The following is a 23248-nucleotide window of genomic DNA, read 5'->3' as shown; positions in this document are numbered from 1 at the left end:
TTACATTCCGGATGTCAGGGTGATAAACAGCGGTAACGTGATGATACACAATAGCGAACTGATCAACAGTGTCGCTTCCGCATCCGGCGACTGCACGCCAAAACGGTTGCCAAAGACGACGCCGAAGAAACCGGCTGACAACGCCACCATCAGGATCGCCGTGATCGCCACCTGTCCGCTGATACCCAAGGCCAGCACCAGCCCCCAGGCAATAAACGGCTGAATAAGCATCGTTGTGATACTCGATATCACCACCACGCCGTTGATTTTCAGCTGACGCGCCGACAGAATCACCCCCGTCAGGAACAGTGCGCCCGCCGTGGCCGACAGTCCGAGCGGTTTGATTGCCGCCAGCACCAGCTCCGGCATCTTCACACCCAGCCCCGATAACACCACACCGAGCAGCGGTCCCCAGACAATCGGCTTGATCACCGAACGCCACATCAGCACCGGCAACATGCCGATCCCCGCACTGCCCGCATCACCCGCTGCACGCGCTTTTTCGCGCTCCAGCGTTAGCAGACAAAACGGCGTCATCAGCACTGAGCCGCAGGCAATCGATACCGCGACCGACAGCGAGGTGGATGCACCTTCTCCCAGCACGCTACCGAGGATCGGCAAGCCCAGGGCAGCATAGTTCGGCAATGCCACGGTCAGCGTCAGTACCGCCGCATCCTGTGGTGACTTTTTAAACATCCGCGTACTAATAAAGTAGATCGCGGCATAGACAATCCACATCGCCAGCACCAGCACCAGAATCAGTGGCGACTGCTGGATAATCCCGGCCCACGGCGTCTGCACAGTGGCACTGAACAAGGCCGCTGGCAGGGCAAAATCCATCACAAAAATATTCAGTAAAGAGACATTCTTATTATCCACCATCCCGGCTTTGCCGGCGTAAAAGCCCAGGAGCATAATGATAAAGATGGGGGCAAGAGCATGAACAATCACGTAAGTCATAACATCACCTGTTAATTGAAGTAAGCACAGGCGCGATGATTATTAGTTCAGACTGGCGGATGTCTGTCAGATATCCGCCAGTCTCGCAGGTTGTCTTATCGATTTCACAACGGGCCTTACCAGAGTTGACGCATCCGTTCTCTGACGGTGTGTGAACTGCGACGGTTCTCTGCTTTTAGCCGGCACTGCAACCCAGGATCATGGCGTGCCGCAGTAATAGCCGCCGTCAGCGCCTGTTGCACCTGTGCCATATCAGCAGCATCGGGTGCATCAGGCTGACGAATATCCAGCAGCGCTTCCAGCAATCCCAGACTGTGGTAATTTTTGATGTCGTAAGCCATCGGCGGGATGGTCTGCGCCAGTTTTTCCAGTGCCTCGACGCTGCGCAGCGTAATACGCGCCGCCGCCGCTTTGCCCATCGCATGAATCAGCACGCCGCTGTCGTTAAAGGCGATCAGCCGGTTAGCCTGGTAGCCGTGTGCCAGGAAAGCCCCCGACATCGCTTTGCCAACAATCAGCCCAATCACCACATGACCCGCCAGCCGCGCTTCAGCGTAAGCCCCGGCGGCAGCGGCCAGCGCCTGATGAATACCAAAAGCCTCTTCACGCCGACCGTAGGCCTGGCTGGCAACATCAATCACCGCGATAATCGGCCGCTTGTCGGCTTTTTTGGCATCCTGCGCCACGGTTTCACTGACCACTTTCGCCAGCGTCCAGCCCTCTAACAGTCCGACTTCGCCCTGTCTGGCGCGGGGATAGTGGTTATCGGCATCCGGTACCACGGCAATAAAACGCACGGCTTCCCCGTTTACGTGACCGTCAGCGACCTGCACAGACGGGCATAACCCCGGTAAACGGGCCGCTCCGGCACTGAGTTGCTGTAGCCAGATTTCACCGCGTCCTGTTGGCTGTTTCATTTGTGATCCTCCCCACTGAATAGCTGTGTAATCTGTTGTGCATCGGCCTGCTGGCGGGTATCAAACTGTGCCAGACGCGGCAGATAGTGCTGATAATGCTGTGAGCGATGTAACGCCGGAACGCCCTTCGCCAGCGCCGTACGCATGGCCTGTTGAACGACATGCTGACCGTCAGCGACAATCGCATCCACCAGGCCGCTGCGGGCGCGCACTTCTCCTCCGGTCATGCTCCAGATAAATGGCCTGTCGCGAGAGTCGTACTCATCAATACCCGCTTCCTGTTCAATCACCTGCGGACCATTCAGCCCCAGCCGGGCCTCACGGGTGACAATCAGATAGCTGCACAGCCCGGCGGCGATCGACATCCCGCCAAAGCAGCCCACCGTGCCCGCGATAATGCCAACCACCGGGGTGTAGCGCCGCAGGTCGACAATGGCGGCGTGGATATCTGCAATCGCTGCCAGACCAAGGTTGGCTTCCTGTAGCCGTACGCCACCCGTTTCCAGGCAGAGCACTGCGCGAGTGGCGATGCCCTTGCGGTTATCCTCAGCGGCCAGTTCCAGTGCAGCCGCCATTTTCGCCCCGGAGACTTCGCCCATGCTGCCGCCCTGGAATGCCCCTTCAATGGCAATCACCACGGCGGGTTGACCATCGATGGTGCCTTTTGCCACCACCATGCCGTCATCAGACTGCGGCACAACGCCTTGTGCACCCAGCCATGGCGACATGATGCCGTCGAACGGGTCGAGCAGTTCGCGGAAGCTACCGTCATCCAGCAGCAGACGTGCACGCTCACGCGCTTTCAGTTCGATAAAGCTGCTGTCGTTACGCATCGGCTACCTCCTCAAACACCTGTTCAATGCGAATGCGGGCCACGCCGGGGGTGGCACCAAAATCATGAATGGTCATCTGCCCGGCAGGTAGTGAGCCAAAACTGCTGATACGCTCAAACAGCGCCTGCCAGCGCGGGCTGCTGTTATCGACTGAGGTGGTGATGGCCACGCTCAGGACATGGCTGCTGTTCGCTGTGAACAGCACTTCCATATCGCCGGACCCGACAACACCCGCCAGCGCCTTACCGCTGAGGTGGCGTGAAGCCGGAAAAGACAAGGTTATCTGTTGCATAAGATCCTCTTAAAATTGATTGCTCGTCTGCGGGGATGAGCAATTGTTGCGGGCGGGGCATGCCCCGCCCCTACGAACATCGGGTTGCCACACATCACCAGGACGACCGTTTGTTGCGGGCGGGGCATGCCCCGCCCCTACGAACATCGGGTTGCCACACATCGCCAGGACGACCGTTTGTTGCGGGCGGGGCATGCCCCTACGCCCATCCTTTTGTAGGGGTCGGGCATGCCCGGCCCGAGCAATGGACATGGTCCAGGAAAATCGTGGCAGACAGCAGGTCGGCTGCACCGCCTGGTGAAGCATTCAGCGCCAGCATTGCTGCATCCAGCCGCTGAAGCGCCTGCTGCCCGGCAGGTTGCTGCACACCGCCGGCCACCAGTACCGCACGCGCCCCCTGCTGCATCGCTTCCAGCCCTGGCATTCCGGCACGCGACAGTACACAGGTATCGCTGAGCGAGGTCATGATCGCCATCAGCGCATCCAGCCGTGCTGCGTTGCTGTTCGCCCCCTGCTGGCGACTTTGCCAGAGCTGCGGCAGAGCCAGATTCATCACATGGGGGAACCCCTGCTGAGCCTCTTCCCGTGCTCCGGGCAGACGATAACGTGAACAGGCGCGCAGGCCGTTGCTGAACAGCGTCGGCGCAGCGTCATCCGGCAGCTGTGCCAGGCGCGCGGCCATACGGGTTATCTGCGTCGGGCTACCGCGCCCTCCGCACATGGCAGCCGCAGAGACCAGCAACCCCAGAGCCCAGATAGCACCGCGATGGGTATTCACTCCGCCCGTCACCTGCATCATCACCGCTTCGCCTTCACGTCCCAGTCGGCCCGCCAACTGGCGCAGAGCGATATCCGCCGGACGCTGCCAGCTCTGTCGCGCCATCTCGCGGAACATTGGCGTCAGACTGTGAGCAGAACGCTCCATCAGCGCCAACGTCAGGTCGTGATGCGCCCCGCTACCCCGGCGATCCACCAATCCTGGTTTCGGCGTGAGGTTGGCTTCTATGACCAGGCAACGTGTTGCCAGCGCGGCCAGGCGCTGTGCATGGCGTTCCGCCGAACTTGCAGCCCACTGCCGTTGCAGGTTCACTACCAGCTCCTGAATTTGGCCGGAGGCTCATACAACCCGCCGGACCATTCGACCAGGTCAGCCACGCTGCCTGCCGTCAGCAGGGAACGGGTGGCATCGGTACGGCGAATGCCAAGATCTTCCGGGAAGGCCACCTTCCCTTCGCGCCGCAGCTGCTGCACCCGCTTCGCATCCACGCCCAGACCGATATCGGTAATCCCGGCGACCGCCGCCACCATCGCCCGCCGTTCTTCCAGCGACTGCGCACGATAGAGGTAAGCAATCCCCTCTTCGGTCAGTACGTGGGTAACGTCATCGCCGTAGATCATGACCGGGGCCAGCGGCATGCCGGACGCTTTTGCCACCTCGACCGCTTCCAGTTTTTCAACAAAGGTCGGTTTTGCGCCAGCCTGGAAGGTTTCCACCATCTGCACCACCAGCTTGCGACCCCGTGCCATCGGGTCAGGTTCGTTGATCATGGCCAGCCAGGCTGGCGTGGCATGGCGGCGACCATGCGGGTCGTGCCCCATATTGGGCGCACCGCCAAAGCCCGACAGGCGGCCACGCGTCACGGTGGAGGAGTTCGCATCGCCGTCCACCTGTAAGGTGGAGCCGATAAACATATCGGCGGCATACTGGCCCGCCATCTGGCAGAAGGCGCGGTTGGATCGCATAGAACCATCGGCCCCGGTGAAGAACACGTCCGGGCGCGCTGCAACGTATTTTTCCATTCCCAGCTCACCGCCGAAGCAGTGCACGCTTTCCACCCAGCCGCTTTCAATCGCCGGGATTAACGTCGGGTGCGGATTCAGGGTCCAGTGACGGCAGATTTTGCCTTTCAGGCCCAGCTGTTCGCCGTAAGTGGGTAGCAGCAGTTCGATGGCAGCAGTGTTAAACCCAATACCGTGGTTGAGCGACTGCACTTTGTGCTCGGCGTAGATGCCTTTGATCGCCAGCATCGCCATCAGCACATGCTCCTGTTTGATCAGGCGTGGGTCACGGGTGAACAACGGTTCGATAAAGAAGGGTTTATCCGCCACCACCACAAAGTCGATCCACGAACCGGGGATATCGACGCGCGGCAGATCGCTCTCGTCATCCACCAGTTCATTCACCTGGGCAATGACGATGCCATCATGGAATGCCGCCGCTTCGACCAGTGCCGGGGTGTCTTCCGTACTGGGACCGGTGTAGAGATTGCCTTTACGATCGGCTTTGAAACCCGCGACCAGCGCCACGTTAGGGATCAGGTCCACATACAGCCGCGAATAGAGTTCGATGTAGGTGTGAATGGCGCCAATTTCCAACTGGCCGTCCTCCAGCAGCTGCGAAATACGCAGGCTCTGGGTGCCGGAAAATGAGAAATCGAGCTTGCGGGCAATCCCTTTTTCGAAGATATCAAGATGCTCGCTACGGCCGACGCTCGGCATGATCATATGCAGATCGTGCAGTTTTTTCGGGTTGACCTGCGCCAGCGATCGGGACAGAAAATCGGCCTGTTTCTGGTTGTTACCCTCCATAACGACGCGGTCGCCAGGGACAATCAGTTTTTCCAGCATGGCGATCAAATCATCGGTAGGGAGAACTTTGTGGGTGAGCCCGAGGCTGGCAATACGGCGCTGTTTTTCGCGGCGACGCGTATCCCAGATTCGGGGGGATGATTGGGTAAGCATGATGTAACCTCCTGTAAGCGCATCCTGTCAGGGATGCTTCAGTCTGATTACCGAGTCTGCACGCCGTGGCGCAGTCAAACAATTACACCCAGTGCTATAACCATTACGCCAGGCGTAACGGTTTTTTAAATATTAATTAAATCAGATGTGTAATGATTTTAAATCGGGATAGTGGTCACAATGCTATCGCGCTAAATGCACAAAGGCGGGCAGATAATGGCAGAAGCCTGTGTGCTCGTAGTGCAGTGACAGGGCTGGAGCCGGAGTGGGCACGCCGGATCGGCAAAAGACGCACCCATGAGGGCCTCGGCACGCAGCGTCCTGGCGCGTGACGTCCGGCTTACCTCACCCCAGCCCCATCCCCGCACAAACGGTGCCCGTGTTAGAAAAGGGGGTTAATTAGCATATAGGATCGTTTTGTAAACCGTAGGTGCAGGCATAAGGATCGGTCCATTGGTTGTCTTTATGGAAGAAGACGAGTGACTCTCCATTATCCAGAATAGCAAATGCCAGGCCACTGGATTGTACCGTCCAGTCTCCGGATGAACCATCTTTGAATTTCACTGAACCAGATGAAACACAGGGAGAATAATATTCATGAAGTAGACTCCCACTTTTTTATATTCTTTTGCCAGATTAAAAAAACGAATCATTTGTTTTTTATTCGGTATAAATACTTTACAGGCTTCTTCTTCATTTTTATCTTCACGACCTTGAGACTGTTGACCAACATCTTTGATATCGATATCGATGACCGTCCTCCCCTGAACTTGCATCGAGCAAAAAAACAGAGATGAAAAAATAACAATGAGTTTTTTATTAAATATCACCATTTTGCCGTACTAGCCTCTGTAATGTTTTTCCTTCCAATTTCGGGATGTCGATGTATCTCATTCATTGGAACTTTAAGCGTGTCAGAAATCTCCTTAATCAACCATTTTAATGCATCATTTTGTTGATCATTAACCGATTCAAAAACAGGAATAATTTCATTTCCTATTTTAACTTTATCGCCAGTAGCTTCACCCACAATTTCTATCCCAATACTGTCGATATTGCTGGGGAATCGATCAGGATAATTTTTCACTTTTTCAATCTGATGCACCTTATCGTAATTTCTCCATGACTTTTCCAGATCGGCCACTTTTTGCAAATCTGCCGGCTCGCATTTTTTCGTCAGATAGCAGCGGGATTGTAGCCTTCCCACATGCCAGGGGACTTTAAACAATGAGGCGGTTTGATAGATGGTGCCATCTCTGTCAATCAGAAAGTGAGCGCCAGCGGCGCCTTTGTTTTGATAGCTATGAAAGGTGCTGCTGGCTGTAGAGGCATTGCTCTGATGCACGACAATGCCATTCACCGCATCCATTTTTTCATGCTCGATATTATTGAATATTTTGATCTTAATACGGTCGGCATAAATATGACCATTTTCATTAACGTATAGCATTGGTTTCCCTCCCTTGAGGCGATTTAGATCACCGTATTGGCTTTGATGTCATAGCCCATTGAAACCGTTCCTGCCGTTTTCCCCTCGGCATTTTGCAGCACGTAATCCATCTTCACCCGCGAGAACGCGATAGCGACCTTTTCGAGTGGTGCGGGCATGTTGTCATAGCAGATCAACGCCACCCGGGTAATGATGACCTCTTGCAGGGTGATGATCTGATATTCCAGCGGCGATCCGCCCGCTTTGCGCACGGTCAGCACCGCTTCGGGGATCGGTTTACCGCTAAGGGAATACTGGAGAAGATTGGGGCTGGATTTATCAATAAAGTGATCGAAGTACAGATCGCCGACGGTAGATTTCCCCGCACCACCGCCGCTTCCTGAGTGCATATTGGATGGCTGGCGGGCAGCCCACGTCCAGCGCAGAACGTCAATTTCGCCTTTATGTGCAAAATCCTGGGATTCGCCCTCAATACCGGTAAATCTGATGAAAATATCCTGAGCCATATCTCTTCCTTGTTGATGAATAAAATCATAAAACGGATGGCTGTTTATTTAAACGGAATCTGTTAGTGGATTGATTAATAGATTTACTCTGTTAAGGACAGGGAAAGGTAGAGCCAATGGTGGTGAATAATAAATAGTAAAAAAACGATTTATAAAAGATTACGGGGGAATTAAAGAAATACATCATCGTGGCAGTTTTAACACGCACAGCGAGCACTCTATTACGGGGACGGGGCCAGTTTGAGGTAAGCCGGACGGCACGCGCCAGGGATGGCGCGTGCCGAGGCCCGCAGCGATCAGTCGACCAGAGGCTCCGCCATCGGTGGCGCATGATGCACCGCAATATAACGCTGGAAGCGACTCTCTTTCAGCCGGGTGAGATCCACCAGCACCAGCCCGTCTATACAGTGGTTGAAGTCCGGGTCACTGCCGAAGTCGATAAACTGTACCCCGCCGGTTTCGCACAGCTCGGAATACTGCTTATACAGCGGTGGGATCCCCGTCCCCAGGTTGCTTAATAGCCGCTTCAGACGTTTGAGATCGTCACTGTAGTTATCACCGCTGAATTGGGCCAGCACATCAGGCAGCGAGGCCGGATACGGACGGCGTGAGGTGGCCAGCGGCAGGTCCGGCGCAAAGTACAGACGATAAAATGCCACCAGCAGATCGCGGGCCGCCAGCGGCAGGCCTCCCGAGATGGAAACCGGGCCAAACAGATAGCGGTACTGCGGATATTTCGCCAGATACGCGCCAATGCCCATCCACAGATAGTCGAGGCCGCGTTTGCCCCAATAGGCAGGCTGAATAAAACTGCGCCCCAGTTCAATGCCCTGCATCAGCACCGGGCTCATCTGGTGATCGTAATGGAACAGGCTGTGGCTGTAGATCCCTTCAAAGCCTTTACGTTCGAACTGTTCGGCAGTGGGAATAAAGCGGTAGGCGCCAACGATATCCAGCGCCTCTTCATCCCATAAAATCAGGTGATAATAGTCGTCGTCGTAATCATCAAGGTCGCGTCGTGTCCCGCTGCCCTCACCCACCGCACGGAAGGCGATTTCACGCAGCCTTCCCAGCTCACGCAGGATCGGGACATAGTCTTCGCCCTGACGGCGATAGAGGTAAATCATCTTACCGTCGGGCAGTTGCCCCAGCACTTCGCATCCGGCCAGCGCCCGCTTCAGCACCGCGCGATCTTCTGCGCGCGCAATGGCGGCTTCCGTCTGGAACAGCTCGGATTTACCCAGGCCGATGCGGTAGAGATGACGGCGAAAACGCGCCGCCAGCTCTTTCGCCGGGGTGTGTCCATCATGCCAGCTGGCATACGGGATACGCTTGCCGATTTTCAATTTCAGCCGCACGCCACGATTGCCGAACATTTCACGCACCAGCAACAGCATCGACAACGGCTGATAGATTTTTGAGGTGAGATAGAACAGCGCACTGTTGCGGCCGCTGACGTGGATCGGCACCACCGGCGCACGAAAACGGGCGGCGAGGCGCAGGAAGCCGTGGCTCCATTTGCCATCTTTCACGCCCTTGCTGCCAAAGCGGGAGACTTCCCCCGCCGGGAAGAAGATCAGCACGCCCTGGTTTTCCAGCTGCTCCTGCATCTGCCCCACCTGCTGGCGACTGGTGCGATTGCCCATGTTGTCCACCAGCACCATCAGACTGCTCAGCGAGGACAGGCAGTTCAGCAGACGATTGGTGACAATTTTCACATCGCGCCGCACCTGAGAGACGGCATGCAGCAGCGCCAGACCATCCAGCGTTCCCAGCGGATGATTGGCAACAATCACCACCGGCCCTGTGCTTGGGATCTGCTCCAGGTCGCGTTCGCTGAGTTCACAGCTGACATCCAGGTACTCCAGCACCTGCTCCACCATATCCAGCCCTTTCAGGTGGCGGTTGCGCTGATTGAACTGCTGGAACTCTTTTTCATGGAGCAGGCGGCGCAGCACGCTTTTCTGCCAGGAGGGGGTGTCATGTCCGGGACTGAGATCGTCTAATACGCTTTCAACTGTAAACACGGGTTAGCCTCCAGGTGTTTTATCGGCACACTAACCAGCCCGGATGACATTTTCATGTCAGGTAAATGACAGGTGAAATACCCGATGAATTTGTGTCGCCGCCCTGAGGAGAAGGAAGATTCAGATTGCACTGAATATTGCAGGAATTAGCGGCTTTCCTTGCTGTGCGCAAGGCGTTCAGGTTAAAATGCGAACAACTATAACTTATTAAATTTATTGATATTTTTTTATTTACCGCATCGTTACAGCGCGTGCTTTCGGAAATTATTCGCACCTTATGGCGTCCCTTTCCCTCCTGGCAGCATAATCCGCGTGTGGCAGTAAAAATTATCAGCATGACTGACTCCTCATGATGAACCTGAAAACGCTGCCTCCTCTGCTCTGCCTGCTGTTAGCGGGCTGTGGTTCGCTGTCCAGTAACAGTATTGATACGTCCGCGACAGCCAGCTTGCAGGCCAGCTGTCATCTGCCGCTCAACGCGCAGATTGATCACCTGGCGCAGCCGCAGATTGACCAGCAGCGCACTCCGGGCATGGTAGTGGCCGTGCTGGATGCAGACCGCCAGCGCCATATATTCAGCTACGGCTATACCGATACCGATAAACGCATTCCCATCAACGGCGATACGCTGTTTGCCGTCGGGTCCGTCACCAAAGGATTCACCGCAGAGAGTGCGGCGCTGTTGGTCGCTGAGGGGACACTACGCTGGGATGACACGCTGGGTCAGCTCATAGGCAAAGACGCTCCCCTGAGTGAAGATGCGCGCGCTATCCCGCTGCAACAGCTAGCGACACATACCGCCGGGCTGCCGCGCCAGATGCCAAGCCTGCATATGCTGCGCAAACTGACGGCGTATCTGTTTTACGGTGAGCCTTTCTACGACGATCTGGATGACGGCGAGTTCCTGAGCTATTTGCAGGATTTCAGCCGCCCGCGTCATCAGCAGGTGATGTATTCCAATCTGGGGTACGCCATTCTTGATTACGCCATCACACAGCGAGCGGGCCAGACGCCACAGCAGATCGCCGGGCAGCGGATTATTGCGCCACTTGGCCTGCATCATACCGGTTATCAGCCGCAGCGATTGCCGGGCTATTTGCTGCGTGCACGCGGACATGCCGGGGATCAGCCGAAGTTTGTGAAGCGTGGTGACGTGGTGCCGGACTGGAATTTTAAGGGTTATATGGTGGGTGCTGCATCGTTGTGGTCAAGCGGCAACGATCTGCTGACCTACCTGAGTGCCCATCTTTACGGCAGCGGCGATCCGACCCTGGATCAAGCCTTTAATGATGCCACCACCATCCGCTTTAAAGAGGCGCAAAACGACTCATCCGCGCTGGCGTGGCTGAGCAACAATCTTAATGGGCAGAGCATTCTCTATCAGTCCGGTTTTATTGGCGGCTATGCCAGCTATATCGGGATGGACCTGAAGCATAAAACGGCGATCGTGGTGCTGCAAAACAGCTTTAACTGGGACAACACCATCGGCCACCGCATGCTGCTGCGCATGGCAGAAAGCCAGGATGCGCCGGGTGGATGCCGGTAATGCGGGGCGGGCATGCCCACCCCCTACGATGACCGGCCTGCGCGGGTGGCGCTACGTAGGGGGGTGGGCATGCCTCGCCCGGGGTTATTCGTCGAGCTGTAACGGCGGTAACTGCGAGAACACGCTCAGTAAGCCACTGCTCCATAACTGGCGGATCTGCGAAAAGTAGGGGTGTTTTTCAGTAATATGATACTGCTGCATACTGCTGTAACTGTCCGTTGGATAGACCATCACATCCAGCGGTAATCCCACCGAAATATTACTCGCCAACGTGGAGTCCATCGAAATCAGTGCACACTGCATCGCCTGATCCAGTGGCGTATCAAAACGCAGCACGCGGTCAATAATCGGCTTACCGTATTTACTTTCTCCAATCTGGAAATAGGGCGTGTCGGTACTGGCTTCGATAAAGTTGCCCTGTGGGTAGATCTGGAACAGCCGTGGCTCTTCGCCTTTGATCTGCCCGCCCAGCATCAACGTGCCGCCAAACTCCTCGCCGTCGCGCTTGATCACCGAACGTAACGTTTCCCCTACCAGCAGCGCCACATCGTACATGTTCGTGGCGTTCATCAGGCTAGGATTTTTGCCATCTTCGCAGCCACGCCGCAGCAGGCTCAGCGCACTCTGGGTGGTGGCCAGATTACCGGCGCTTTGCAGCACCAGGGTCCGTTCGCCATCTTGCTGAAAAACATGAAGCTTACGGAACGAGGAAATATGATCCACGCCCGCATTGGTTCGGGAATCGGAAACGAAAATCATCCCTGACGATAAACGCATAGCTACACAATAGGTCATAGTGAGTCCGATAAAAGATTACTGCTGCGAAAACACCAGTTGTACCGCAGCCACTGCCTGCATATCTTCACTGCCACCGCCAAGGCGCATTCCACGCACCGGGCAGGCATCCAGATAATCCACCCCCACCGCCAGTTTCAGATGCTGGCGGGTGCTGCGGGTATTATTGGTAATATCGAAACTGTGCCAACTGCCGCCCACCCAGGCTTCCACCCAGGCATGCGTGGCTACATGTTCCACGTTGTCAGTATACAGATAGCCGCTCACATAACGGGCGGGAATATGCAGGCTGCGACAACAGGCGAGAAAGACGTGGCTGTGATCCTGACAAACCCCACTGCCGGCGGCAAACACTTTCGCGGCGGTATCCGTCACCAGCGTACTGCCGGGCTGGTAAGGCATTTTCAACAGCAACTCGCCCATCAGGCGCTCCAGACTGTCCAGCGGAGCCTCTTCACGGTAATAGCGGCGGGCAAAATCGTTGATCGCCGCGTCAGGCTGCGTCAGCGGAGTGATGCGTAAAAACACCAGCGGCGAGAGCATGCAGTCCGGGTCCGGGGCGCTATCTTCGTCGTCGAGGATCTCCACCACGCCACGAGCTTCAATCTCGATTTCCTGATGCGGACGGTCGAGCGTCAGCACATGCAGCACATTACCCCAGGTGTCGGTGGTGCAGATCGCCTCTTCCGGCAGCAGCAGATCCCACGAAATAATATGCTGATGCACCGAGTCCTGTGGCGTCAGACGCAGGTACTGCGTGCTTTGACGCACCAGGCTTTGATAGCTGAAACAGGTTTTATGCGCGATGGTCAGCTTCATTATTTCGCCTCCAGATAAGTGTGATGGATGCTGTCAGCAATCAATGCCAGTTCACCCAGAAAACGTTGCAACCAGGCATGCAGCCCGTCATCCATCAGGGATTCCCAACTGCTGAAACGCAGCTGCGCATGCAGTATCGTCAATAAGTAACGCGGCCTGTCTTCACCGCTGCTGCCGATTTGATTGAGTTGCCTTGCGATTTCATCAAGACAGGATCGTAACGATCGCGGGCTCTCTTCACGCAGGATCAACATCTCGTTGACGCCGTCCGCCGCCAGTTGCTGCTTGTAGATGGTGTGATAGGCTTCGCGCGCGGACACTGAACGTAGCAGCGTATCCAGCCGGTAGTATTCGCGCACGGTGTCATCATCGTCATCGGTCAGATACTGATAAACATCGAGCAGGCGTGCCGTGCAGTCGGCACGTTCCAGCAACGTTCCCAGACGAATAAAGCTCATGGCATCGCCACGCATCAGGGTGCCGAACATCGCACCACGAAACAGATGTGAGCGCTCTTTAACCCAGTCGAAGAAGGCATCCGCACCGTCGCTGCTGACGCCGTGACGCCGCATTTTTCTCAGTTCAATCCAGCTGGAGTTAATACTCTCCCAGACTTCAGAAGAGAGGCTGCCGCGAACCGCATGGGCGTTGTTCCAGGCCGCCTGCCAGCAATTGAAAATGCTGCCGGGGTTACGCTCATCAAAGGCAAAAAAGCTGAACAGCTGTGACATACTCAGCCGATCGCTGACCGACCAGTAAAGTTCATCCGTGTTGGTCAGATTGAGCGGCACGCGCAGCTCATTATTGTGGCTGCCGCGCACCGGCATCAGAGAGAGACGGTTTGTGACGTCGAGCACGCGTGCAATATTTTCTGCGCGCTCTAAATAGCGCGCCATCCAGTACAGGCCACTGGCCGTGCGACTCAGCATGCGTCATCCTCCAGAACCCAGGTATCTTTCGTCCCACCGCCCTGCGATGAGTTCACCACCAGCGAACCTTCGGTCAGCGCTACGCGCGTCAGGCCACCGGGCACCAGCCGGATATCCGCCCCACTCAGGGCAAAGGGACGCAGGTCGATATGACGCGGGGCCAGCCCCTGATCGACAAAAGTCGGACAGGTGGAGAGTGCCAGCGTGTTCTGTGCAATGTAGTTCTGTGGTTTGGCGAGTAACAGCGCGCGGAAATCGGCCAACTGCTGTTTACTGGCCACCGGGCCAATCAACATGCCGTATCCCCCCGCACCGTGAACCTCCTTCACGACCAGCTTTTCGAGGTTAGCCAGTACCCAGGAGAGCTCATCAGGGCGGCGACACTGCCAGGTCGGTACGTTGTTGAGGAGCGGCTCTTCCCCCAGATAGAAGCGAATCATTTCCGGTACATACGGGTAGATCGACTTATCATCGGCCACGCCGGTGCCGATGGCGTTAGCCAGCACCACGTTGCCCGCACGATACACCGACAGCAGGCCCGGCACACCGAGCATCGAATCCGGCCGGAACGCCAGAGGATCAAGGAAGGCATCGTCCACCCGGCGGTAGATCACATCGATCTTGCACGGCCCGGCCGTGGTGCGCATCAGCACCGCGCCATCTTTGACAAACAGGTCAGCACTTTCCACCAGCTCCACGCCCATTTGCTGGGCAAGGAAGCTGTGTTCAAAGTAGGCACTGTTAAAGCGGCCCGGTGTCAGTACCACTACCACCGGATCGTTGATCGGCGAGCTTTCGCGCAGGGTTTGTAGCAGCAGAGACGGATAACGTTCGACAGGGGCAATGCGCTGATCGGCAAACAGCTCCGGGTAAAGGCGCATCATCATTCTGCGGTTTTCCAGCATGTAGGAGACGCCGGACGGGGTACGCAGATTGTCCTCCAGCACGTAGTATTCGCCATCGCTGTTGCGCACCATATCCACGCCAATAATGTGCGCGTAGAGGTTACGGTGCAGATTCAGGCCCTGCATGCAGGGTTGATATTGATCGTTAACCAGTACCTGTTCAGCGGGAATGATCCCGGCTTTAAGGATGCGCTGGTCATGGTAGATGTCATGCAGAAAAGCATTCAGCGCCTGAACGCGCTGGCGGATGCCTTTATCCAGCATTGCCCACTCGCTGGCAGGAATAATCCGCGGTACGCTGTCGAACGGGATCAGACGCTCGGCACCGCCGTCATCACCATACACATTAAAAGTAATCCCCAGGCGGTGAAACAACAGTTCCGCCTCTTCACGTTTGCGCGCAATCGCCTGCTGGTCAGCCTGCTGTAGCCACTGCCAGTATTCCCGATAGTGCCCGCGATAGCGTCCATCGTTCAGCAACATCTCATCATAAAAGTGTGACGCTATTTCATAGCTTTGATTCATGATTTCCCTACCGCTGTCTGTGAACCTGAATAAGAGTTGCACAAAGTGTGCCAGAGTCGGAATGAGCGGCCTACCCCGCACAGAACGAGGAACGAACAACAGCCTGGTGACAAATCGGGTCAGGGAAAGCGAAGCGTAGAATGAGAATGCACCAATATGGTGCATTCCGGTCAAACGATGAGAGAGATTCTTAACGAGTCAGCGGGTGCCAGACCTCAGTCAGTGCGCCTTCCCCACCGGTAACGGGGTCGGTTTCGGGCATCGCGACGCGTTTTATTTCAAGCATAGACTGTTCCATCAATGCCTGCTCGTCGCGCAGGGTTTTGGGCGTCACGCCCGGAGGGTAGGCACCAACGGCCATGAAATCATCACTGGCGGCAATTTGCTGATGTCCGACACCCGCCGGTATCAGTATTACGTCACCCGCATAAACGGTGACCATGCGCCCACTTTCGCCACCAAACAGGATCTCGGCCCAGCCGCAGGTGATCCCCAGCAATTCATGGGTATTCGGGTGATAATGGGTGTAGGGATAAATCGGCGCGTGCCAGCTGACCGGCCAACCGTGGCGGGCAAACTCAGCGCGGAACCACAGCGCCAAATCGTCTGGCGATATCTCTTCTGCCCCTTCTTCCGGCTCGTCCGGCACCACCTGTGGATAGATGATCAGCGGCAGCGGGTTGTTGGGGATGCCCTGTGAGGGCTGCGCCAGCATCAGATGGCGCGGGTTTGAGGAGGCACCTGCAGCAAAGGTCCCGGCAGCAAACGACATCATTAACATTACACTGCGAGAATGGGTCACCATATCAGGCTCCTGGTCAAATTGCCTTGTTGAGTGATTGTTAAATTAATTGTGGCACTATTCTGCCAGCTTGCAATCTTTTCCCCACGCCGCAGATCACATAACTTATTAATTTAACTGAACTTAAGCCAAATTCATTGGTTGTTACCCACCTCTCATCCCCTTCACCCTGAGATTTGACTTTACGATCACTCGATAACACATTGTTACTATTACTGTATGTAACATTTATTTCCCATTACCGGGTGGCCTCACTTTAAATAACAGGACGCCTTTTCATTGAATTTTTTAATGCGTTACGACTACAGCAATTGTTATGGAAATTAGATTATAATTACCGATTATCGCCAGAAGTATTCACCAGCATATTCACTGATTTTTCTGAACAATGGCAAGCTATGACAGCGGATTATATTATTCACCACTGGTACGTCGATTTTTCGTCCGGTACGTTACTCCATCAACTCAGTGGTGAAGAACGGCGCCTGGGCGAATATCAATTCAAACTGTTGCTAGTACTGGCTGAAAATGCTGGAAAAACATTAAGTCGTGATGAGCTCACTACGCTGGTTTGGGAACGGCGGGTTATTGGTATTAACAGTTTACCGAATGCGATTCATGCGCTGCGCGTGGCGCTGGAGGATGACGGCAAGCAGCAGCGTATTATTAAAACGATCCCTAAAAAGGGCTATATCCTTGAGGCAGAATTTTGCCAACGTATTTGCTATGACAAAGAAGAAGCGGATAGCCTGACCGATGCCTCGCAGCAGACATCGGTACAAGAGGAGAGGATACCCCCGCAGGATATGCACCAGGTAGAACCTGCGATATTACCCGGGCTGGCCGAAACGGAAACAACGATTAACGCGGAGCCGAAACCACGCTTACGTCGCGTATTCTGGCTTTGGCTTATTTTCTTTCAGGCGTTACTGTTACTGTGCGTGCTGGCGTGGGCCGGGCGAGCGCTTTTTCCGGTAAACAGTAGCGAGTTGGTGAAAAAAAACTCCGTCCCGTACAGCCATATTCAGCTAATGGAATTGCGCCGGGGATGGGACAACACGTCCGCGTCCTATGATTTAAATAAGCTTTTGGGACCGGTGCTATTTACGCTGAATCAAAATTTGAAAAATCAGAAAGTGAATATGGAAATTTTCTATTACACCTCCGGCACGACGCTGAACTACACCATGACGTTATCGAATCAGTGCGATCGTAAACAGCTGGCGATGAACATTATCAACTGGCGTACGGATGGTGCTCAACTGAGCGCTCTAATCTACCGTGAAGGCGAACGAAAAATTAATGAAATGGCCAACTGCGTCAATTAGCTTACTGATCGTGACTTTGCTGGTCCCCCTTGGGGTGGCAGTGATCAAACATTTGCCAGGGGATAAGGGCCTGTTCACGGAGGATTTCGTTAAAGTAAATTTACAGCTGGGGTATTACGACCTGCTGGCGCGCCAGCGTGAAATTTATGATACCCGCTTCGACGGCAAAGGGAACACCGTGATGATGACCCTGACCAGCCCAAACGATAATCGTTTTATGGCCAAAATCAGCCTGGAAGAAAAAACTCAAAATGCCAAAGGTGTGATGTTTACTTTCCATAAAATTTATTATGCAGATGATGGTCAGACGCGGATGATTAAAAATATTTTTGGCTATGCGGAAAACAACAGCGTGCATTTTGACACCTTGCGGCTGGGTAAAGAACGCCTGATGATCACCCCTTCTGGCCAAATGGTACGTTACCGATAGTACCAATGGGCCGGTTTCCTTAGCGGTCGGTAAACAGGGTGCGCCATGCCTGAAGCGTTTTGGGCATGGTCTCTTTATCCTTCTCGGTGGTCACATAATCCACTTCCACGCCGTTATCGGTGTCAGGGCTGACCCGTAGCGCCCAGATTTTCCCTTCCGGCGTGTACATGATGATGGCTGACTGTCGGTTCGCCATGCCTTTTACCCACAGGGTGAGTACCGTCGCACCAAACTGGTCAAGGTCCTGGCTGTAGACAAAACTGGTTGCCGTCGCAACATATTGCGCATAGTCACTGCCTGTCAGCTGACGAAAGCGATCGTCCAGGGCTTTATTCGGTAAAATACCGAGGGTTAACAGCGTGGCCGGCAGACGCGGATCGTTATCCGCTTTAACGTACACCCCGTCAATTGACGTCTTGCCGGGTAACAGCATATCGCAGCGTCCATGCGAATCGCTGCTGACTTCAAGGCGGTTATCCGGGCGCGGGATCAGAACAATTGAACACCCGCCACCCCAGACAATTTTATCGGTAAACCCTACCCCGTCGGACAGCGTCACTTTACCGCTGAAACTCGACCGGTACACCCCTCCCCAGACTGATGCATCCATATTGAACTCATCGCCTGCCAGCTGGCTGATACGAATTTTTCCACCATTGCCGTGAGGTGCACTGACATTCCACCAGACGCCCTGCCAGTCCACCTGGCGATCCGCATCATACAGCTGGCTCAGGCCACCGAGATAGGCACTGCGCAGGCAGCTGTCGCTAACGCAGGTATTACGCTCCCGGGCCATCTCCTTCGCTATCTGATTCACATGCTGTGGCTCGCGCATTTGCAGTTCACTGAATGCATTAACAAACACCCTATCCAGCCACATCAATTCCGGCTTATCACAGACGGTATTTTCTACCACGCTGGAGGCGCGCCCACAGTCGATGGCCTTCGCCGTGGAGGTAAGGAGCAGGAGAGTAAAGCCAATGACAGCAGGGGCTTTGATTAAATCCATCTGTTTTTTATTCCCTTATCAGCAGGCCATCGGGAATGGCCTGAACTTTATACATTGCCACGGCAGGTGACAGCTGGCCCATCCCTGTGAGCAACTGTTATAGTTGAATAGCGATAAACTGTGTCTGCTATTATAGGTGCAAACATGGTTTACTTTCACTCTGCCCGAACTGTTTTGCAGAGGTCACTAATGGAAGAAGTTAAAAAAATATTGCTGCGCGAGATCGATACATTGAATCGCGAAGAGCAACGCGATAATAAACCGCGCTTCAGTTTTCAGTTTTTGAAGACCCATCCGGGGCTTTGGGCATCCATGTACGGGTGCTACATTCTGACGGTTGCCCTAATCTTTACCACGGACTTTCTGGGCTGGCCCGCGTTCTGGGGGGCGACTATTTTTATCATGCTGATGAGCGGCCTGATGCTCATGGACGTGAACCCGAAATACCGCTTTGAGGATATCGATACCCTTGATCTGCGCGTTTGCTACAACGGCGAATGGTATTATGTGCGCACCCTGTCTGAACGGGCGATTAGCGACATCCTCAGTAGTGACAATGTGCCGGACAAGGTTAAGCAGGGCATTACTAAGCTGCTGTCGTTAAAAGGTGAAGTCGATTTTTATGATGTCTTCCACCTGACCTGGGGACAGAAAAGCGCTTCAGCGGTATAAAATAACCCGATGCGGGTCAGGCATGCCTGACCCTTACGGCAGTAATTCTGCGATTAATCGTCCTAATGTGGCGACCGCCACTTCCTGCGACTCATCCCACCACGCGGTGTTAAAACGAAAATAGTTGGCGTACTGCTCGCTGGAGGAGAACATTTTTCCGGGGGCAATGCTGATATTGTTGTGCAGTGCACGGTAATAAAGCTCAGTCGTATTGACCTGTTTGGGCAGTTCCACCCACAGGAAGTAGCCACCGCGTGAATCATTGATTTGCGCCCCGGCAGGCAGAGAACGTTTGAGAGCCTGACGCGCCAGATTTTTACGCTGTTCGAGTGTCTGCCGTAAACGCCGCAGATGGCGATCATAGCTGCGCGTGCCGAGATAAGTGGCCAGTGCCTGCTGCATCGGTGCGCTGGTCGACAAGGTACTCATCAACTGCAAACGCTGAATGCGCTGCGCATGTTTTCCCGCAGCCACCCAGCCGACTCGAAATCCTGCTACCAGATTTTTAGAAAATGAGGAGCAGTGCAGCACGTTATGCTCGCGGTCGAATGCTTTGGCCGGCAGGGGTTTTTCGTGGCCGAAATAGAGTTCGCTGTAAACATCATCCTCAATCAGCGCCACGCCGTGCCGGGCCAGTAACGCGACCAGTTGCTGCTTTTTCTCTTTGCTGAGCGTGCAGCCGACCGGGTTCTGCTGGTTAGTCATCATCCACAGCGCTTTAATCGGCCAGCGGGCCAGCGAACGGCTCAGCTCATCGAGATCGATACCGGTTTGTGGATCGCTGGCGATGGCCACGCTTTTCAGCTTCAGACGTTCAATCGCCTGCAACGCACCGTAAAACGAGGGGTTTTCTATCGCCACCCAGTCACCCGGTTCTGTCAGCACCTGCAAACTGAGGTTAAGGGCCTCCATTGCGCCATTGGTGATCACAATCTCATCCGGGGAGACCTGAATGCCCTGTAAGGCGTAACGCTGCGCCAGTGTTTTGCGCAGCGCTTCATTACCCGGTGGCAGATTATGCAGGGCATCGATGGCTTTCATACTGTGAGAAACGGTGGTCAACGCACGCATCAGCTGACGCTGAGGGAAGAGTTCCGGGTCAGGAAACGCGGAACCAAATGGAACCATCTGCGGGTCACGGCAGGCCTGTAATACATCGAAAATAAAGGCATTGATATCGACAGATTCAGCCAGCTGCACTTTCTGATGGCTAAGAGGCTGACTGAGAAATTCGGCGCGCGGCGCAACATAATAACCTGACTGCGGCCGCGACTGGATCCAGCCCTGGCTTTCCAGCACCTGATAAGCGTGCATTACGGTCATCAGGCTCATGCCGCTCAGCTCAACCTGTTGACGCAACGAGGGAAGTTTTTCCCCCGGCAGCCATATCTCCGTCTCGATCTGCTGCTGGATTTGTGCCACCAGCTGTTCATATTTTGCCACGACTGTTACAGGCCATTTTAACAAAAGAGAAAACTATTATACCACGTCAGAGAGCGGTATGACCGCCGCCAACTTTGGGACATCTTCCTCGCGCGTCTCAACGCCATCATCGCCGTCAACATACTGCTTCAGGCCCGGGACGTTCTCCGGTGGCACAGGACGACCCAGCAGATAACCCTGTAAGGTATTGCAGCCCAGCCCTGTCAGAAATGCCTGTTGTTCGGCCGTTTCCACCCCTTCCGCGACCACTTTCAGATTGAGCGTTTGCGCCAGCGCCACAATCGCGGTGACGATGGTGGCATCTTCCGTTTGTGCCTGAAGCTCATTCACAAATGCACGGTCGATTTTCAACTCGCTGGCCGGCAGACGCTTCAGATACAGCAGGCTGGAATATCCGGTGCCAAAATCATCGATAGAGGCTTTCACCCCCAGTTCCGTTAGTTCGGTCAGAATGCGAATGCTTTCATCCGGGTCGCGCATCGCAGTGGTTTCCGTCACTTCCAGCGTCAGCAGTTCCGGCGGGATGTGGTGCGTTTCCAGCGCCTTCACTACGGTTTCCACCAGCCCGGCCTGCTCAAACTGCAATGCAGACAGGTTGACGGCGACCGACCACTGGCTGTTGCCCTGCAAATGCCAGCAGCGCAACTGGCGGCAGGCTTCCCCGATCACCCAGTTACCGATGCTGACGATCAGCCCGGTTTTTTCTGCCAGCGGCAGGAAGACATCCGGCGTCAGCAGACCACGTTGCGGATGCTGCCAGCGCAGCAGTGCTTCAAAACCGATAATCGGCCCACGTGGCGCACAGAATTTAGGCTGATAAAACAGCCGCAGTTCTTTATTTTCCTGCGCCAGCCACAGGTCATTAATCAGCTGTAACTGGTTCTGTGCGATGGTGTTCATCGACGGCTGGAAGAAGCTGTAACCGTTACGACCGTTATTTTTAGTGTGGTACATGGCGGCATCGGCGTTAAACATCAGTTCACGTTCATCGAGTCCATCGCCCGGGAAGACAGCAATACCAATACTCAGCGACACCACCAGCTCGTAGCGGGAGATATCAAATGGCCGCTCGACGGCCTTCACCAGCGCATCCGCCACGGCGGCAGCATCGTTAGGATCGTCAATCTCAATCAGCAGTACAAACTCATCACCGCCGAGGCGGGCCAGCGTGTGATGCCCCTGCACTTTCTCTTTCATGCGTTCGGTCACCGCGATCAGCAGGCTGTCGCCAATGTGGTGGCCGAAGGCGTCGTTGACGGCTTTGAAACCATCAAGATCCATAAACAACAGGGCAAATTTTGAGTCCTCGCGCGAGGCTTTATTGATGGCCTGGTCGAGACGATCTTCTAACAGGATGCGGTTTGGCAGGCGGGTCAGGTTGTCATGCAGCGCCAGCTGTGCCAGCTCGCGGTTTGCCTCTGCCAGAGAGGATGCCAGCACCGACGTCCGTGCCTGAAGGCGAGCATCCAGCATTGAAACCAGCAGCGTAATACCGAGGATGGCCAGCGTCACGACGACAACCAGAATCGCCAGCCAGTTGCTGTTAACCCCAAGATGCGTGGCGTGACTGTCCATCGGGAAACTGGCTGCCGCCATGCCGGTATAGTGCATCCCGGCAATAGCGACACCCATGATCAGTGCAGCGCCGCTGCGCATCAGTGCCAGGCGGCCGGTGCCCTGACGCAGACGGAAAGCCAGCCATAGCGCAGCACCGGAGGCAACCAGTGCAATCAACACGGATACCCAGATCCAGCGCCAGTCCCAGATAATACCGGGATTGACCGCCAGAGCAGCCATGCCGGTGTAGTGCATCGCCACGACTCCGCTGCCCATGATCACCGCCCCGCCGCAAAGCCGATACCACGGCAGTTCACCGTAACACACGATCCACAGCGCAAAGACGGATGCCGCCACAGCGATCACCATGGAGACCACCGTCAGGCTGGCGTCGTAGCTCATGACCATCGGCAGACTCATCGCCAGCATGCCGATAAAGTGCATAGACCAGATCCCAACGCCCATGGCAAAACCGCCACCGAATAGCCAGACGCGGGCAACGTTGCCACTGGAGGTGGCAACTCGTCCCGCCATGTCCAGCGCAGTATAGGAGGCCAGAAACGCGACGATAAAAGAGACGATAACCAGAAGTTGATCGTACGAACTCATGAGCATATGACAATCTCGAATGCAGTAGCCATTTCGGCTTAGTGTGTAGTGACCCGGTGTCATTATTAATCACCCCAGGCTTGTGCTTATTTATCGGCGAAAAATCAGCCAGCTTTAGCAGCCACAGGGGAAAGTGAAGGAACCTGAAGAGG

The 23248-nt window shown here is 55.0% G+C and carries 22 protein-coding genes; 4 read left to right on the top strand and 18 right to left on the bottom strand.

Features of this window, described 5'->3' with window-relative positions; genetic code table 11:
- The 10 genes from LJN55_RS03500 to LJN55_RS03455 form a co-directional block, all read right to left on the bottom strand.
- Window positions 1-960 (bottom strand): AEC family transporter, encoded by a 960-nt coding sequence (locus tag LJN55_RS03500; protein ID WP_227535687.1) that lies wholly within the window; start codon window positions 958-960, stop codon window positions 1-3.
- A 116-nt stretch (window positions 961-1076) separates the two neighbouring features.
- Window positions 1077-1877 (bottom strand): biotin-independent malonate decarboxylase subunit gamma, encoded by an 801-nt coding sequence (gene mdcE / locus LJN55_RS03495; RefSeq protein ID WP_133843745.1) that lies wholly within the window; start codon window positions 1875-1877, stop codon window positions 1077-1079.
- Complete coding sequence (locus tag LJN55_RS03490) at window positions 1874-2710, bottom strand: biotin-independent malonate decarboxylase subunit beta (RefSeq protein WP_133843747.1); 837 nt, start codon at window positions 2708-2710, stop codon at window positions 1874-1876. The genes mdcE and LJN55_RS03490 overlap by 4 nt, the downstream gene beginning before the upstream one ends.
- Window positions 2703-3002: a malonate decarboxylase acyl carrier protein gene (mdcC, locus tag LJN55_RS03485; protein WP_227535686.1), complete on the bottom strand. Its 300-nt coding sequence runs from the start codon at window positions 3000-3002 to the stop codon at window positions 2703-2705. Before mdcC ends, LJN55_RS03490 begins: the two co-directional genes overlap by 8 nt.
- Window positions 3003-3201: 199 nt before the next feature.
- Window positions 3202-4092, bottom strand: a complete 891-nt coding sequence (locus LJN55_RS03480) for a triphosphoribosyl-dephospho-CoA synthase (protein ID WP_167863433.1) — start codon at window positions 4090-4092, stop codon at window positions 3202-3204.
- A complete protein-coding gene (mdcA, locus tag LJN55_RS03475; protein WP_407647778.1) occupies window positions 4092-5744 on the bottom strand; it encodes a malonate decarboxylase subunit alpha in 1653 nt (550 codons plus the stop codon). The genes LJN55_RS03480 and mdcA overlap by 1 nt, the downstream gene beginning before the upstream one ends.
- 560 nt (window positions 5745-6304) lie before the next feature.
- Window positions 6305-6577 carry a hypothetical protein gene (locus LJN55_RS03470; RefSeq protein ID WP_227535684.1) on the bottom strand — a complete coding sequence of 91 codons (273 nt, stop codon included), beginning with the start codon at window positions 6575-6577 and terminating at the stop codon, window positions 6305-6307.
- Window positions 6571-7194: a peptidoglycan recognition protein family protein gene (locus LJN55_RS03465; RefSeq protein ID WP_227535682.1), complete on the bottom strand. Its 624-nt coding sequence runs from the start codon at window positions 7192-7194 to the stop codon at window positions 6571-6573. The genes LJN55_RS03470 and LJN55_RS03465 overlap by 7 nt, the downstream gene beginning before the upstream one ends.
- A gap of 23 nt (window positions 7195-7217) precedes the next feature.
- Window positions 7218-7700 carry an Hcp family type VI secretion system effector gene (locus LJN55_RS03460; protein ID WP_133843761.1) on the bottom strand — a complete coding sequence of 161 codons (483 nt, stop codon included), beginning with the start codon at window positions 7698-7700 and terminating at the stop codon, window positions 7218-7220.
- A gap of 296 nt (window positions 7701-7996) precedes the next feature.
- The gene (locus LJN55_RS03455; protein ID WP_227535680.1) at window positions 7997-9727 is read right to left on the bottom strand and encodes a lysophospholipid acyltransferase family protein; all 1731 of its coding nucleotides are present in this window, start codon (window positions 9725-9727) and stop codon (window positions 7997-7999) included.
- Between the two features lie 349 nt (window positions 9728-10076).
- Between LJN55_RS03455 and LJN55_RS03450 the strand changes: the two genes are divergently transcribed.
- Window positions 10077-11273 (top strand): serine hydrolase domain-containing protein, encoded by a 1197-nt coding sequence (locus LJN55_RS03450; protein ID WP_227535678.1) that lies wholly within the window; start codon window positions 10077-10079, stop codon window positions 11271-11273.
- Window positions 11274-11357: 84 nt separating this feature from the next.
- Here the strand turns inward: LJN55_RS03450 and LJN55_RS03445 are convergent, their stop codons facing one another.
- The 5 genes from LJN55_RS03445 to LJN55_RS03425 all read right to left on the bottom strand — a co-directional run bounded on the left by LJN55_RS03445 (window position 11358) and on the right by LJN55_RS03425 (window position 16051).
- The gene (locus tag LJN55_RS03445) at window positions 11358-12068 is read right to left on the bottom strand and encodes a proteasome-type protease (RefSeq protein ID WP_200644163.1); all 711 of its coding nucleotides are present in this window, start codon (window positions 12066-12068) and stop codon (window positions 11358-11360) included.
- Window positions 12069-12086: 18 nt separating this feature from the next.
- Window positions 12087-12887, bottom strand: a complete 801-nt coding sequence (locus LJN55_RS03440) for a transglutaminase family protein (RefSeq protein WP_133843769.1) — start codon at window positions 12885-12887, stop codon at window positions 12087-12089.
- Entirely contained in the window at window positions 12887-13816 is a 930-nt protein-coding gene (locus LJN55_RS03435) for an alpha-E domain-containing protein (protein ID WP_227535676.1), read from the bottom strand. The genes LJN55_RS03440 and LJN55_RS03435 overlap by 1 nt, the downstream gene beginning before the upstream one ends.
- Window positions 13810-15246, bottom strand: a complete 1437-nt coding sequence (locus LJN55_RS03430; protein WP_133843773.1) for a circularly permuted type 2 ATP-grasp protein — start codon at window positions 15244-15246, stop codon at window positions 13810-13812. Before LJN55_RS03430 ends, LJN55_RS03435 begins: the two co-directional genes overlap by 7 nt.
- A 190-nt stretch (window positions 15247-15436) precedes the next feature.
- The gene (locus LJN55_RS03425) at window positions 15437-16051 is read right to left on the bottom strand and encodes a cupin domain-containing protein (protein WP_227535674.1); all 615 of its coding nucleotides are present in this window, start codon (window positions 16049-16051) and stop codon (window positions 15437-15439) included.
- Between the two features lie 395 nt (window positions 16052-16446).
- On the opposite strand from LJN55_RS03425, the gene LJN55_RS03420 reads away from it, so the two are divergent.
- A complete protein-coding gene (locus LJN55_RS03420; protein WP_133844228.1) occupies window positions 16447-17376 on the top strand; it encodes a transcriptional regulator in 930 nt (309 codons plus the stop codon).
- Window positions 17330-17806 carry a hypothetical protein gene (locus LJN55_RS03415; protein WP_227535672.1) on the top strand — a complete coding sequence of 159 codons (477 nt, stop codon included), beginning with the start codon at window positions 17330-17332 and terminating at the stop codon, window positions 17804-17806. Before LJN55_RS03420 ends, LJN55_RS03415 begins: the two co-directional genes overlap by 47 nt.
- Window positions 17807-17825: 19 nt before the next feature.
- On the opposite strand, the gene LJN55_RS03410 is transcribed toward LJN55_RS03415, so the two are convergent.
- On the bottom strand, window positions 17826-18815 hold the full coding sequence (locus LJN55_RS03410; protein WP_133843775.1) for a lysozyme inhibitor LprI family protein: 990 nt from the start codon (window positions 18813-18815) through the stop codon (window positions 17826-17828).
- A 189-nt stretch (window positions 18816-19004) separates the two neighbouring features.
- On the opposite strand from LJN55_RS03410, the gene LJN55_RS03405 reads away from it, so the two are divergent.
- On the top strand, window positions 19005-19487 hold the full coding sequence (locus LJN55_RS03405; protein ID WP_133843777.1) for a YlaC family protein: 483 nt from the start codon (window positions 19005-19007) through the stop codon (window positions 19485-19487).
- Between the two features lie 33 nt (window positions 19488-19520).
- On the opposite strand, the gene LJN55_RS03400 is transcribed toward LJN55_RS03405, so the two are convergent.
- Window positions 19521-20930: an aminotransferase-like domain-containing protein gene (locus LJN55_RS03400; RefSeq protein WP_133843779.1), complete on the bottom strand. Its 1410-nt coding sequence runs from the start codon at window positions 20928-20930 to the stop codon at window positions 19521-19523.
- A gap of 36 nt (window positions 20931-20966) precedes the next feature.
- Entirely contained in the window at window positions 20967-23102 is a 2136-nt protein-coding gene (locus tag LJN55_RS03395; protein ID WP_227535671.1) for a putative bifunctional diguanylate cyclase/phosphodiesterase, read from the bottom strand.
- Window positions 23103-23248: the final 146 nt, after the last annotated feature.

The organism is Erwinia rhapontici (assembly GCF_020683125.1).
GTDB lineage: Bacteria > Pseudomonadota > Gammaproteobacteria > Enterobacterales > Enterobacteriaceae > Erwinia > Erwinia rhapontici.
The sequence above is the reverse complement of the archived record's forward strand: the minus strand, read 5'-3'. Positions and strand labels throughout refer to the sequence as shown.

Coding starts and splice junctions, on each gene's coding strand:
- LJN55_RS03435 (WP_227535676.1), bottom strand. CDS start 13,816: ATGCTGAGTCGCACGGCCAGTGGCCTGTACTGGATGGCGCGCTATTTA.
- LJN55_RS03500 (WP_227535687.1), bottom strand. CDS start 960: ATGACTTACGTGATTGTTCATGCTCTTGCCCCCATCTTTATCATTATG.
- LJN55_RS03395 (WP_227535671.1), bottom strand. CDS start 23,102: ATGCTCATGAGTTCGTACGATCAACTTCTGGTTATCGTCTCTTTTATC.
- LJN55_RS03410 (WP_133843775.1), bottom strand. CDS start 18,815: ATGGATTTAATCAAAGCCCCTGCTGTCATTGGCTTTACTCTCCTGCTC.
- LJN55_RS03440 (WP_133843769.1), bottom strand. CDS start 12,887: ATGAAGCTGACCATCGCGCATAAAACCTGTTTCAGCTATCAAAGCCTG.
- LJN55_RS03445 (WP_200644163.1), bottom strand. CDS start 12,068: ATGACCTATTGTGTAGCTATGCGTTTATCGTCAGGGATGATTTTCGTT.
- LJN55_RS03465 (WP_227535682.1), bottom strand. CDS start 7,194: ATGCTATACGTTAATGAAAATGGTCATATTTATGCCGACCGTATTAAG.
- mdcA (WP_407647778.1), bottom strand. CDS start 5,744: ATGCTTACCCAATCATCCCCCCGAATCTGGGATACGCGTCGCCGCGAA.
- mdcE (WP_133843745.1), bottom strand. CDS start 1,877: ATGAAACAGCCAACAGGACGCGGTGAAATCTGGCTACAGCAACTCAGT.
- LJN55_RS03450 (WP_227535678.1), top strand. CDS start 10,077: ATGATGAACCTGAAAACGCTGCCTCCTCTGCTCTGCCTGCTGTTAGCG.
- LJN55_RS03490 (WP_133843747.1), bottom strand. CDS start 2,710: ATGCGTAACGACAGCAGCTTTATCGAACTGAAAGCGCGTGAGCGTGCA.
- mdcC (WP_227535686.1), bottom strand. CDS start 3,002: ATGCAACAGATAACCTTGTCTTTTCCGGCTTCACGCCACCTCAGCGGT.
- LJN55_RS03430 (WP_133843773.1), bottom strand. CDS start 15,246: ATGAATCAAAGCTATGAAATAGCGTCACACTTTTATGATGAGATGTTG.
- LJN55_RS03405 (WP_133843777.1), top strand. CDS start 19,005: ATGGAAGAAGTTAAAAAAATATTGCTGCGCGAGATCGATACATTGAAT.
- LJN55_RS03460 (WP_133843761.1), bottom strand. CDS start 7,700: ATGGCTCAGGATATTTTCATCAGATTTACCGGTATTGAGGGCGAATCC.
- LJN55_RS03470 (WP_227535684.1), bottom strand. CDS start 6,577: ATGGTGATATTTAATAAAAAACTCATTGTTATTTTTTCATCTCTGTTT.
- LJN55_RS03420 (WP_133844228.1), top strand. CDS start 16,447: ATGACAGCGGATTATATTATTCACCACTGGTACGTCGATTTTTCGTCC.
- LJN55_RS03425 (WP_227535674.1), bottom strand. CDS start 16,051: ATGGTGACCCATTCTCGCAGTGTAATGTTAATGATGTCGTTTGCTGCC.